Origin of the sequence: Streptomyces sp. NPDC059371, from assembly GCF_042751995.1 — a bacterium.
Classification (GTDB): Bacteria; Actinomycetota; Actinomycetes; order Streptomycetales; family Streptomycetaceae; genus Streptomyces.
In genome coordinates this window covers 21,612-33,576 of sequence record NZ_JBHYXD010000095.1, presented here as the reverse complement: position 1 = coordinate 33,576, position 11,965 = coordinate 21,612, and the positions used below count along the sequence as shown (strand labels likewise).

Genomic DNA, 11,965 nt, shown 5'->3' with positions numbered 1-11,965 from the left:
CGTGCGTCGGTGGGGGGTGTGGGTGGGGGGGGGGGGGCCGCCGCGGCGCGCTCGCCCCCCCCCCGCGGGGGGGGGGGGGGGGGGCCCGCCCCCCCCCCCCCCCAGGCAATCCCGATCACGCTGACGAGGACACCTTCGTGAAAATTACATCGGCCACAGACGCCGACATGGAAATCTTCCTGACCGCGGTGGGGGAGTACCTGGCAACGGTCGGCGCCGAAACAACGATCGATCTGTACGCCGACTTCGAGATCACGGACCCTGAGCCGAAACGTCTCTTCGAGGAGCTGCGGCAGGCTGCTGCGGCTCAGGCCCAGACCGCGAACGCGGGACGCCGTGGGGGAGATCCCTACATGGCCGTCTCCCTGGATCTCACGACCAGCGGGGGCATGACCTACTTCTCACGGCTTGCCCACCGCACCATCGACTGCGAATCCGTCCTCGACAACAAGGTGATCTTCTCCACGGTCGAGAACGAGCGGATCGTGTGCGTGGGCATCCCTGACCACGAGGTAGAAACCCTTGAGTCGAAGGCCCGCGAGGCTGGTGCGACGACGCTGTCCCGGGTTGCTTGACACCGGCACCCTGCCCGGTAGCAGTTGTCCAAGGAGACACGTAGGTCTGTGCCCCCTGCCTGGTGCAGGGGGCACAGGCCTTTCCCAGACGTCCTACCGTGCGAACGGCCCCAGGGCGCTGTGCTATCCACTCGGCGCGGTGCTGCCCCCTGGGACTGTCCCACGCGGGCGGGCAACAGACTTGACGGACCGTCCGCACCCACGGGCTTCGGCCGTGGGGCGTCGTCTGCGTCAGGCGTTTCACGGCCGCGTCGACGGTGGCCTGATTGTGCTGATGAATGGCTGAGTCAAGTAAGCCGAAGGCGCTTTGCCGCATTTCCTTCTTTCTTTTTATTGACGCTTTACCTGTCCGATCTGAAGTCGGACACCTCGGCGCCATAGTGAACATTTTGCCCATTTTGAGCTCGCTCAGTATTGCGGTCGAGCGCACGGGCCGAGCTGTTGCCGCGACGGGAAAGGCCTGGCGTAATAGGCCGCTCGCTTTTCTCGCCTATGCCCTCAACGTCACGGCCGTCCGCACTACGCGATCCAAGCCCCCCGGAACATCTATAGGCGTATCGGAAGATTCGCTCTCGACGGCTTGGCGGCGGTTGGCAACAGGATTGCGCCGTCCGCAGGTGCCAGCACTGCTGGCGAAGTCTTCCTGGTGCGGGCCGGAGGCGTCCCACGCACCGCAGGACCCCGGATCACCAGGGCATTCGCTGCGGTGTCCAGCGGGGAAGCCGAGCTCAGGAAGAGTCACTCGAAACGAGAATCGGCGAGACAGAGCGGGATCTTTCAGACTGGCCCCGGTCTCCCGCAAGCAGGCCACCGCGGAAGGCCCAAAAGCTTCAGTCATGTGAATGCCGCGGTTCCAACAGTGTCTCGCCAGTGATACTGGAATAGAACACGGGTCCCGTGAGCGCAATCACTGAAGCGACTGGCCTTCAGTGTCCATTTCGGCACGTATTGGGTTCGCAGTTTTTCCGTTACTCTGACGGCTGATAGTTGTGGCACGCGCTGGTCGAGGAAATCTCCCGGCGTGCGATGCCGTCTGGCCTGGAGGGGCGTCCGAGCAATATGAGCAAACGTAGAGTGTGGGCTGCTGTCGCCGTCGTGACTGCGGGGGTGAGTGGCGTTGCTGTTTTCCAGGCATTTCCAGGAGGCTCCGGGGGGAGCGGCAGTGGCCAGGACAAGCCGGTCACGGGGCCGGTGCAGGCTCATGTGCGCTCTGCTGCCTTGCAGGTCGACGGTGACCGCGGCGAGATTCCCAAGCGTGAGACCCAGCCGTTCAGTCTGGTGGGTCTGTCGTGGACGAAGCCGACCGCCGATCTGCCAGGCTCGGTCGAGGTCCGTGCCCGCAGCAGCAGCAGTGGTGAGTGGGGGGCATGGAAGTCGCTGGAAGTCGGCGGTCGCGGCGCTGCGGCCGAAGAGAGCAGGCGCGGTGCCACCGAGCCGGCTTGGGTGGGCTCGTCGGACGGCGTACAGGTACGCGTCGACGGCCGGGGTTCCGCTCTTCCGGCCGGACTGCGACTGGAGATGGTCGATCCGGGCAAGGGCACCGCGGCTGTCAGCCCCGAACCGGTGGCCTTCGCCGTCGACGCGGAGCCCAGTGACGAGGCGACCGCGACTCCGCCCGACACGGTGACCACCACACCGGAGGAGGGCGAATCCACGTCCCCGCCACCGGCGGATGACTCCGCGTCGCCTTCGCCCGGCGAGACCATTTCGAGCAGCACCCCGGCAGCAACCACCACTCCCAGTGCGTCGGTCAGTGCTTCACCTGTAGCGACGGTGCCGGCGGCGCCGACGTCCACGGCCCCGAAGCCCGTCATCACGACCCGGGCCCAGTGGGGAGCCGACGAGTCGCTGAACGATGAAGCACCCGGCTACGGCACGGAGATCAAGGTCGTCTTCGTCCATCACACCGTGGACGCCAACACCTACACCTGTGCCGAATCGGCCGCTCTGGTCCGCGCCATCCGTGCGTACCACATCAAGAGCAACGGCTGGAAGGACATCGGCTACAACTTCCTCGTGGACAAGTGCGGCACCATCTTCGAGGGCCGCAAGGGCGGTGTGGACCAGCCGGTGATCGGGGCCCACAACCCGGGCTTCAACACCAACTCCGCGGGCATCGCCGTCCTCGGTGAGTACTCCTCGATCGACGCGTCCGCTGCCGCCAAGTCCTCGGTCGCGCAGATCGCCGCGTGGAAGCTCGGCCAGTACCGCCACGACCCGGCGGGCAAGGTCGATCTGACGGCGAGTATGGACAACGGCAAGTTCAAGCTCGGCCAGACCGCGTCGTTCTACCGCATATCAGGCCACCGTGACGGCTACTTCACCGAGTGCCCCGGCAACAAGCTGTACGCCTCCGTGCCCGAGATCCGCGCCCTGGCAGGAGGTCCCGTCACCGGGCTCGCCCTCAAGCCCTTCACCGGTGCCGGTCTGTCCGGTACCACCGCGTACACCAAGGGCTCCCTCACGGTGAACTGGACGACGACGACGGCGTCCGCCTTCATCCGGCGCTTCGACGTTCTCGTGGACGGGAAGGTCGCCACGACGGGCGGTCCGGCGGCCACGTCGGCCCCGCTGACCCTCACCCCGGGAAGTCACACCCTCGCCGTGCGCGTCACCCACATCTCGGGGAACACCACGGTGACGGCCGGCACCACTGTCGTCGCCGAGACCACCGCGCCGACCTTCTCCACCAAGCCGTCGCTCGCGCTGCGCACCGGAACCGTCGACACCACCGCCGTCCCGGTGACTCTGAACTGGAAGGGCGCCGACAACAGCACCTTGAAGGAGGTCCGCCTCACCAAGCCGTCCGCGCACACATACGGGCCGACCGTCACCGGTGCGGCGCTGACGGCGAACTCCGGCACGGCCGGCACCTGGTCGATGACCGCGTACGACTACGCCGGAAACACTGCTTCCGCCTCCCTGACCGCCACCCCGACGATCCTCCAGGAGACGTCCGCGACCCGGACCGGTGCCTGGACGACGAAGACCTCCAGCAGCTACCTGGGTGGCAAGTCGTACAGCAGCACCGCCAAGAACGCCTCGCTCACCTGGACGTTCACCGGCCGCTCGGCGGCCTGGGTGGTCTCCCGCGCCGCCGGCTCCGGCCAGGCGGACATCTACGTCGACGGCGTCAAGGCCACCACGGTGGACATGAAGTCGGCCACCACCTCGTACCGCGCCGTGCAATGGACCAAGACCTGGTCCACGAGCGGCGCCCACACGGTGAAGATCGTGGTCACCGGCACCTCGGGACGCCCGACCGTCACGACCGACGGGTTTGTCTACCTCAAGTAGATCTTCGCAGTCCCATGCCGGGCGGCGCTTCACGCGCCGCCATGTGCGGAAATCGCCGCCTCGCCACTGCACGATGAGGATGAGGGACGCCGCGCTGAAAGCTGTCACCGCCCCGTACGCCAGCGGTGCCACCGTGTTCGGTACACCCGTGACGCTGTTGATCATCGCCACCGCAGGCGGCGCGCCGAGCAGGAAACGCAGTCCGGACAGGAAGACGACTGCGCAGAAAGTCCACTTGAGGCGGTCTCGTCCGTGACGGACCAGATCTGGGATCTGTGCGGCGAGTCCGGTCCACAGAACGGCGGCCGCGACGTAATAGATCAGTCCGTTCATTCAGGCTCGCCGGTCGTCACGGAGGGGCGGCTGCCCGTTGCCAGAACTCAGCATCCACACGTGGGACTGTGAGAGCAGTGCGGGCCCGGCGGCATCCCCGAAGCGCCGGGCCGCACCTCTGCTTACCGTAAGGAACTGTACTCAGTAGAGATCTCCCGACCAGCGAATTCAACCCCGGGGACCCGGTGTGACCAGGCCGCCTTCGATGGACTGTGACACAAGTTCATGGCTTCAGGACGTTGCGGATGGATGCGGCCATTGCTTGGGCAGGGCCGGTCAGTTCGCCGGATGCCAGCCACTCGTAAAGGTCGGTGTTCTTGTCCAGGTCGGGCGTGTAGGGCTCCGCCTGGCGTGGCCGGCCGTCTTCACGGCCTGCGATCAGCGCGATGAGGCCGATCGGGGGGACGGGCAAGAACATCGCCCAGCTGCCGCTGTCGTGTGTGAGGAAAGCGGTGAGGTGCTTCTGGGGTTCGTCGGGAACTCTCCAGCCGTCATCGAGTGCTGTGGCAAGGGCAGCCTGGAGGCGCGCTTCGGCGGCGGCATGTTCGGGTGTCATCGTCCCGGAGTCCTTTCTCGGCGGGCCGTCTCTGACAATGTTCTGTCCTCAGGCAGGCGTGGATGAGGGCGGTCCGTCCAGGGGAGCGAGAGCGGTGAGGACGTCCAGCTCGCCCTCGGTCAGGGGCGGCTCGTCCAGCTGGGGCAGTGGGGAGCCCATCAGGACGGCCAGCAGGGTTCTGGGGTGAAGCAGACGGCTGGGGCCTGCTTTGAGGCCGCTCACATCCCACAGTGCGGTGGCCGCGGGCAGGGAGCCGGTTGCGGCGCGGGTCAGGCGGCGCGTGTAGCGGGCGGCGAGACGATCGGCTGCGGTCTGTTGCCCGCCGCGCGTCTCCGCATACAGCGCGTCCTGGCTGACCGCGATGCTCCACGCCGTCTCGACGTGCTGGGCGATGGCGCGCTGGGCTTTCGCGGCGCGGCCGGGAGCTGTCGGGTTGCCGTACTTGAACTGGTGCCTGAGCTCCAGGGCACCGAGCGCGGCCACCGACATGCCCTGGCCGTAGGCCGGGTTGAACGTGGCCAGGGCGTCGCCCAGGACAACGAGCCCGTCCGGCCATGCCGGTGCCTTCTCCAGGTAGCGGCGGGAGTTGCTGGTGCTGCGGCTGACGACCACCTCGGTCAGCGGATCGGCTCCGGCGATGAGCTGGCCCACGATGGGGTGGGGAAGGTCGAGCGTGTACTGGAGGAAGCCCTCGGTGTCGGCGGGCGGTTCACCGCCGCGGGTGCCCGCCAGGCTCACCATCCACCGGTTGCCCTCGATCGGGACGATCACCGCGCTGCGGCCCGGCCGGCCCGTGTAGGGGTTGGCCTGCACCATGGTCAGGGGAAAGTGCTTCGCGCCCGGCGGGGTGCGGTAGATGCGTGTGGCGTTGACCAGGCCGGAGTCGACGCACGTCTCCTCGATGCCGGTGATGCCCAGGTCCGCCAGCCAGTTGACGATGCGTGAGCCACGCCCGGTGGCGTCGATGACGATGTCTGCGTGGACGTCGCTGCTCCGGCCGGAGGCCTCGGTACGGACGGCGTCGACGCGCCGGGCGCTGCCTATCAGCCCGGTGGCCTTTGCTTTGTGGATCTCGATGTTGCTGCTGTAGAGCATGACGGACGAGCGGACCGTCCAGTCCAGCAGGGCCCGACTGCATGTGATCATGCTGTGGTGGCTGCTGCGGTTCCACCGGCGCAGCCAGCCCTCCGGGGTCAGGGTCACCATGCCGGAACTGAGAGGTATCTCGCGGGCGCCTGCGGCCAGGAGCTCCTCCTTGATGCTGACCACGGGCACCAGATACTCCATGGCGTCCAGCCCGCCGGCCATGAGGAGATGAGCGTGACGGCCCTGCGGCAGTCCCTTCCGGTGGTCCGGTCCCTCGGTGGGCAGGTCATCGCTGTCGAGCACGATCACCTCGTCGACAATCACAGACAGCGCTGCTGCGGCGAGCAGTCCGCCCACCCCCGCGCCGATGACGACAGCTCTATGCATGATGCTCCTTGAATTCAGTCACGGGATGCCGGCACCGAACCCAGGCGGGCTGCGGCTACGACGGGGGATTGCAGGGCTTGGGCAAGGTCGAGCAGCCCGCGGGTGCCGCCGTTGGCGTCGACAGTGCGCAGTCGGCACCCGCCGGGTTCGGCGAGAGGGGCTTCGTCCTCGGGGGCGTCTGCATGTCGGGCGGCCTCGGCCAGCATGGCGGCCTCCGCGATGACGCGGGCCTCGCAGGGCGGGTGCCCCTCGCTGAGCGCCCTCGTCAGAGCCACCTGGTGGACGTCGTTGCGGAAACGTGGGGCCAAGGCCAGCAGTGCATCGTGGATGGACACCTCCCGCCACTGGAGCCGCGCATGCGGTAACTCCCACCGGGAGGGGCTGGGCTTCGGCGTGGTCGCAGCATGTCCCACCTCCAGCCACAGGGGTGTCAGGCTGCGGTACTCGCCCAGGCTCCGCCAGTGGGTGATCGTCGGCGGGAGGAGTCGGGGAAGCACGAACCCGATGGAGCAGGCCAGCGCTCCCAGCGACACGACGGGCGGGGCGAGCGTGGTGGACAGGAAGTCCAGGTCGTGGCCCATCCATCGCGCGACGACAGCGGTGATCTTGGCAATCTCGAAGCCCACGAGGTCCAGGAGTAGACCGACGATGATGAGCCGCAGTCCCGTCCGCAGCGGGCCAGTGACCTGACGCATCCAGCGCAGACAGACCACGCCCATCACTACGGTGCAGATGCCGTGCCCGAGCAGGTAGAGCACGATCATCTCGCGCATGTACGGCGTGTTCGCGTAGTAGGTGTCGAGATCCTGCAGCCGCTCGGTGTGGGCGTCCGCCAGTGAGAACAGCACGATGATTGCGATAATCAGTGCGCCGTACACCGCGATACTGGCCAAGGTCATACGCCGTAGACGGGCGGGCGAGCCGCCCCTCCACTGAATCACCAGGATGACCCAGCTGCAGCTGTAGGCGGAGATCAGGCTGTACGTCAGCGGGGCGCCGAAATTCGTGATGCCGGTCAGACGGTTGACCGAGGACAGGGTGATAGGCGCCGAGCAGGTGAAGCAAATCGCGGCGATCGCGACCACGGCGCAGGTGGAGGCAGTCAGCGGGTTGCGCAGGGCTGCCCGTGGTCGGCGGAAGAGCAGGATGCTTGCGGTGGCGAGCAGTAAGGCCGCCAGGTACACGACAAGACTCATGGGGCAACTCCGTTCGGCGCGCTGTGCAGGAGAGAGCGGCGCTGGTGGGGACGGCGGAGGGGTCATACAGCGTCACGGGTGGGCGATCCGTGATGCGGACGGGAGGGTAAGGCCCTGCCTGCGACGGTCAGGGCCCCGGAGATACGCACGAGCGCGGCGGTGTCAGGAGCAGGGGCCACCGGGCGGGCCCCTGCGGGGGCTGCGGGCAGTCGGCCGTCGCGGACCTTCGGCATGAGTGCGGTGATGGCCGCGGCCCAGCCGTCGGCTTGCGCCTGATCCGGGTCGCCGGTGGACTCCAGCGTCGCGTCGTGGGCTCGCGTGAACAGGTCGCTGTCGAGCAGAACGTCCACGTGCCCCAGAGCGTTGTTGATGCTTGTCTGACGCCAGATCAGCAGTGCTGCGGCGGAGGACGGCCAGGGGCGCGGCAGGCGGAGGTTGCGCTGAGAGAGGACCGCGTCCAGTTCGCGCTCCAGCGGAGCCAGACGCTGGTAGGTACGCCAGGACAGGAGCCAGGCCATTGCGGTGGGCCCGGCCCAGGGGATCAGAATCCCTACGACGATCAGCAGGGCGCCGAGGCCCGCCAGCCCGGGGGAGATGTCCGAACCGATCGAGGACCAGTCCACGCCGCACCACCAGGCGACGACGGCCGTCAGCTTGCTCACGCTGTAGCCCGCCCCGACCACGGTGCCCGCCCCCAGAGTTATCAGTCCGGCCCGGAGCCAGCCGTGCACCTGACGGGCCCAGCGCAACGAGCACAGCGCCGTCGTCGTCACGGCGGCGAGGTGGGCCAGCAGGTACAGCACGATCATCTCGGCGGTGAACGGGGTCGTCGCGTAGTACGTGTCGAAGTCGGTCCGGCGTTCCACGGGCGCGTCCCCCAGGGCGAACAGCAGGGCGATGCCGACAAGGACCCCGCTGTATCCGACCATCAGATACCGGGCGATCCGGCCGACGTCGGGTCCGCCCTTCCAGTAGACGACCAGGATCAGCGACATGGCGCTGTAGGCGGTGATGACCGCGTAGGTCAGCGGCGCCGCCAGATTGGGGATGCCGCTGAGCCGGTTGATCGCTCCGACCGTGGGGGGTGAACCGAAAGCGAAACACCATCCGGCCAGAGCCATGACTGCGCAGATCACGCGAAGTTGGGGGTCACGCCAGTGACGGATGAGATCAGGGGCCTTTACGGCCAGGCCGAGCCACAGCACCCCGCAGCTCACATACTGGACCAGGCCGTCGCTCATCATCGTCGGGTTCCCCGGTAGTTCAGGGCAGCTCCGATGCGACTGGCCAGATCATCAGAACTGGTCGTCCCGGCCCCGAGGACCGAGTTGTCTGCCGCGTCCAGGAAGGCCCGAAGGCGAAGGCCGACCAGCATGCCGAATGCGTCCGCCTCTCTCTCCGCGGCCAGAGCGAAGTCGGTGCGCGCGGCGGACGCGCCGGCGGCCGAACCGTGCAAGGGGGCTGAGTCCCCCCGATGCATGTGCCACACCTCGTGAAAAAGGATCACGAATCGGTGCCAGTCCACAGCCCGCTCTTCGATGATCACGTCGTCGTGCGTCTCGCGTTCCAGCCACATCCCGGTCGCTGTGTGAGGGGGGAATTCGGCCCGGTGGACTATCACCTCGCGCCCGCGCCACTGGTTCACCGACGCGACCAGCGCCTGGAAGAGAACCTCGGGGTCCGCAGGAAGCGCGATCCGTACGGGGTTGATCAACTCATCAGCTAACTTCTGCATCTCCCTGCGCGTCTGCCAGCGCCTAAGCACTATTCTCCCCGTGGTCTGTTCGGTCGTTGGGCGACGCCAGGCGCGTCGCCCCCGTGCGGCGGATGCTGCGGGATGCGTGATAGGCACGTGCCGGACCGACAGCTGGTTTCGCCAGTCCTGACGGAACAACCGCTCACGGGCTGCTCACGTCCGACAACACCCCTCACGTATCGCGCCGGCCGGGCTGCCACCACCGGCCTTCCGGGACTCCTAGCCCCGCTCAGTGATCATGTCGGCCCACTTCGCAAGGGCTTCCAGCTTCTCGTCGGACATGTCCCGGGCGCGTGTTGCGATGCGGCGGAACGCCGGGGACGCCTGCAGCTCCGGCGTCAGTGAGCCCATCGTCGCCTGGGCGTCCATCAGCTTCGGCTGGAGTGCCTCGTTCAGGACTTCGGGCTCATCCGCAGTCAGGAATCCGGCCGAAGCGCCGAAGTGGCGGCGCAGCAGGTCCGCCGACTCCAGGTTGGGTACGCCGGTGTCGAACCATGCGGTGAGGGCCTGCCGGGACACACCCGCGATCTCGCCAAGTTCCGCGTACGTATAGCGCCCGCCGTCCTCACGTCTGCGTGTCTCACGCAGGAACACGAGCCGCTGGCGGACGCGATCGGAGACCGAGGTCCGGGGAGCCCGGCCGCCGTTGAGCAGGTCAACGACGACAGCTACAGGAAGTCCGGTCTCGTACGAGAGCTGCACGAGTTCTTTGGCGTCGAAGGTGTCGGAGAGCCGGTCACGCCGCTCGCCGGTCGCGTGGGCGAGGCGCTCAAGAGTTTCTGTGAGTAGGGCGTACGTGTCTGCCACCGAGCAGTCTCCAGGGCGCGTGTAGGGGTGAGGAGTTGAGGCCGATTGGAGCGTATCGCCTCAACCTCGAAATGTTAAGTTTCCTTGCATCGAGGCAAGTCTTGTTGACACCAATGACCGGGCTGGCGCAGGATCACACCGCATCGCGATCTGCCAACTGCGAATCAGCGAAGGAACAAGGCATGCCCGAGCCCGCGGCAAGCGCACCATGGAACGGTCGGCCGTACGCAGAGGCAAAAACGCTGCCCTCCACGGCCTTAACCCGCTCCCGGCTGCGCTCGAAGCGGTAAGCCCCATGCAATTGCGAATGGTGCAGTTATGAAGGGGACAGACTCGGCCGGCCACCGGACGTGCCCGTCTCAGCCGCTTCGCCGAGTGGCGAGTTGGACCAACCGGCGCACGGTCCAGCGCCTTCGCGCTTGTGGTCTTCAGCGTCGTAGGCCTGGGACGGCGAGTCGGCCAGATCCACTGGGGGCGGCCTGACCGACGTCCTGGGCCGAAGGTCCGCATCGGTCGGGCGTCACGGCTCTGTCGGCCGCATCATTGCCCCCGCTCGCCAGGACCCTGGCCGCGCGGATCCCGAAGCGGGCCTGAGAGCGGCTGTCGGCTGAGCGGGCGCGAAGGGCGAGCGGTAGTACGACTGGGCAACTCTGGAACGCGCACAGTCCTCCGCGTGAGCTGGAAGGGGTCACGCCGCTGCAGTTCGCCCCGCACCGCAGTTTTCGTTGAGCTGGGCACCCGCAGCCGGCGCCGGCCCGTGATCATCTTTCGGTGAGTTGTGCGGGATTCCGCCCGGAGAGCCACTGCGGGTTCGACCTGCCGCCACTTCTCTCTTCGCCATCAGTAGCTGAGCAGCTACTTTGTGTAGCCCTCGCTCCAAGAAGGGCGCGGTTCAGTCTGTTTCTGGCCTGCCTGCACCGATGCCGTCAGCTTTGCCCACTCCTCGGCCGAACGGGGTACACGCTGGTACCGTCCTCGATATGGACGAGAACGGATCTCAGCTGCCTCCTTTCGCCCCCGACGAGTACGCGCGCGTCGAAAAGGCTGCGCAGCTGGTGGGCAAGTCCCCCGAGGTCTTCGTTCGTGACGCCGCGCTTGCCGCGGCTGACGATCCCTTCATCAGGGCACTGGACCGGACACGCGACCGTGTCCGGCAGCTCTCCGAGGTCTTCACCGACCAGGACGTCCCGGCTGCGCCTGCGGCTACGGCGGAATATCCCGACCCTGCGCCCATGGGGAGCCGGGAGCTGTTCGAGATCCAGCATCACGGCCACGCGGCGTGACCCGTTTCCTCACCCCGCAGGAGCTTCTCCAGATCGCGCAGACCCTGCCCGGTGATCCTGCCTGTCAGGATCTCGGTGTCCTGGACGCTGTGTGTGCCCGCGTGCAGGCCCGCTACATGGGCCGCGACGTCTATGCAAGCGACTGGCTGAAGGCCTCGGCGATGCTGGAGACGGTGGCCCTGCACGAGCCGCTGGAAGCAAGGAACGAGTTCTTCGCCTGGCTTGCGGCCGAGACGTTCCTCAGCACGAACGGGAAGTACATGCGCTACGAGCCGGAGGAAGCCCTCGCTCTTGTCATGCGCGCCAAGCACAAGGGCGCCGGTGTGCGGGAGATCGCCGCACAGCTTCGCGCCTGGGCGACCGCCTGACCTGGGTGTCCCAGAACGGTTCACCAACGTCCTGGTCGGGTGCTAGGCGCTGAGCTGAAGAAAGTCCCTCACGGTACGTACGTGCCGGTGGGGGAGAAGTCCCTCGCGTAGATCGTCGAGAGCGTCGGTCGGCCGGGAGGAGTTGAGCATGGCGTTCTGCGTGTAGGCGTTGGACGCTGCGGCACAGGCTGCATCCAGGTCACCGAGCTGGAGATGGGCGCGCGCGGTGCGGGTGAGGTGGAGGGCGTGGTCACGCATGTATCCGTCGGCCTCGTCGTACTGGGCGTGGCGTGCGTGTTCGAGTGTCTCAGCGCGCGGCGT

The 11,965-nt window shown here is 67.2% G+C and carries 11 protein-coding genes; 4 read left to right on the top strand and 7 right to left on the bottom strand.

Features of this window, described 5'->3' with window-relative positions; all coding sequences use genetic code 11:
• Positions 1-167 precede the first annotated feature (167 nt).
• Together ACFXGX_RS34815 and ACFXGX_RS34810 are read left to right on the top strand one after the other, a co-directional pair.
• Positions 168-575, top strand: coding sequence for a hypothetical protein (locus ACFXGX_RS34815; RefSeq protein WP_384799605.1), 408 nt, complete (start codon positions 168-170; stop codon positions 573-575).
• Between the two features lie 1,059 nt (positions 576-1,634).
• Complete coding sequence (locus ACFXGX_RS34810) at positions 1,635-3,872, top strand: N-acetylmuramoyl-L-alanine amidase (protein WP_384799602.1); 2,238 nt, start codon at positions 1,635-1,637, stop codon at positions 3,870-3,872.
• A 556-nt stretch (positions 3,873-4,428) separates the two neighbouring features.
• Here the strand turns inward: ACFXGX_RS34810 and ACFXGX_RS34805 are convergent.
• From ACFXGX_RS34805 to ACFXGX_RS34780, 6 genes are all read right to left on the bottom strand, one after another.
• Positions 4,429-4,761: a hypothetical protein gene (locus ACFXGX_RS34805; RefSeq protein WP_384799599.1), complete on the bottom strand. Its 333-nt coding sequence runs from the start codon at positions 4,759-4,761 to the stop codon at positions 4,429-4,431.
• Positions 4,762-4,809: 48 nt separating this feature from the next.
• Entirely contained in the window at positions 4,810-6,234 is a 1,425-nt protein-coding gene (locus ACFXGX_RS34800) for an FAD-dependent oxidoreductase (protein ID WP_384799596.1), read from the bottom strand.
• A 14-nt stretch (positions 6,235-6,248) separates the two neighbouring features.
• Positions 6,249-7,430, bottom strand: a complete 1,182-nt coding sequence (locus tag ACFXGX_RS34795; RefSeq protein ID WP_384799593.1) for an MAB_1171c family putative transporter — start codon at positions 7,428-7,430, stop codon at positions 6,249-6,251.
• 62 nt (positions 7,431-7,492) lie between these two features.
• Entirely contained in the window at positions 7,493-8,674 is a 1,182-nt protein-coding gene (locus ACFXGX_RS34790; RefSeq protein ID WP_384799590.1) for an MAB_1171c family putative transporter, read from the bottom strand.
• Entirely contained in the window at positions 8,671-9,165 is a 495-nt protein-coding gene (locus ACFXGX_RS34785) for a toxin (protein ID WP_384799587.1), read from the bottom strand. The genes ACFXGX_RS34790 and ACFXGX_RS34785 overlap by 4 nt, the downstream gene beginning before the upstream one ends.
• 240 nt (positions 9,166-9,405) lie before the next feature.
• Complete coding sequence (locus ACFXGX_RS34780; protein WP_384799584.1) at positions 9,406-9,993, bottom strand: XRE family transcriptional regulator; 588 nt, start codon at positions 9,991-9,993, stop codon at positions 9,406-9,408.
• Between the two features lie 980 nt (positions 9,994-10,973).
• Between ACFXGX_RS34780 and ACFXGX_RS34775 the strand changes: the two genes are divergently transcribed.
• Positions 10,974-11,276: a hypothetical protein gene (locus ACFXGX_RS34775; RefSeq protein ID WP_384799581.1), complete on the top strand. Its 303-nt coding sequence runs from the start codon at positions 10,974-10,976 to the stop codon at positions 11,274-11,276.
• Positions 11,273-11,644, top strand: coding sequence for a fic family toxin-antitoxin system, toxin component (locus tag ACFXGX_RS34770; protein ID WP_384799578.1), 372 nt, complete (start codon positions 11,273-11,275; stop codon positions 11,642-11,644). Before ACFXGX_RS34775 ends, ACFXGX_RS34770 begins: the two co-directional genes overlap by 4 nt.
• A gap of 42 nt (positions 11,645-11,686) precedes the next feature.
• Here ACFXGX_RS34770 and ACFXGX_RS34765 read toward each other — a convergent pair whose 3' ends face one another.
• A complete protein-coding gene (locus ACFXGX_RS34765; RefSeq protein ID WP_384799575.1) occupies positions 11,687-11,902 on the bottom strand; it encodes a hypothetical protein in 216 nt (71 codons plus the stop codon).
• Positions 11,903-11,965: the final 63 nt, after the last annotated feature.

Excerpts from the sequence above, each read along its gene's own strand:
- ACFXGX_RS34795 (WP_384799593.1), bottom strand. The coding sequence starts at position 7,430 with ATGAGTCTTGTCGTGTACCTGGCGGCCTTACTGCTCGCCACCGCAAGC.
- ACFXGX_RS34785 (WP_384799587.1), bottom strand. The coding sequence starts at position 9,165 with ATGCAGAAGTTAGCTGATGAGTTGATCAACCCCGTACGGATCGCGCTT.
- ACFXGX_RS34775 (WP_384799581.1), top strand. The coding sequence starts at position 10,974 with ATGGACGAGAACGGATCTCAGCTGCCTCCTTTCGCCCCCGACGAGTAC.
- ACFXGX_RS34805 (WP_384799599.1), bottom strand. The coding sequence starts at position 4,761 with ATGACACCCGAACATGCCGCCGCCGAAGCGCGCCTCCAGGCTGCCCTT.
- ACFXGX_RS34810 (WP_384799602.1), top strand. The coding sequence starts at position 1,635 with ATGAGCAAACGTAGAGTGTGGGCTGCTGTCGCCGTCGTGACTGCGGGG.
- ACFXGX_RS34815 (WP_384799605.1), top strand. The coding sequence starts at position 168 with ATGGAAATCTTCCTGACCGCGGTGGGGGAGTACCTGGCAACGGTCGGC.
- ACFXGX_RS34790 (WP_384799590.1), bottom strand. The coding sequence starts at position 8,674 with ATGATGAGCGACGGCCTGGTCCAGTATGTGAGCTGCGGGGTGCTGTGG.
- ACFXGX_RS34800 (WP_384799596.1), bottom strand. The coding sequence starts at position 6,234 with ATGCATAGAGCTGTCGTCATCGGCGCGGGGGTGGGCGGACTGCTCGCC.
- ACFXGX_RS34765 (WP_384799575.1), bottom strand. The coding sequence starts at position 11,902 with ATGCGTGACCACGCCCTCCACCTCACCCGCACCGCGCGCGCCCATCTC.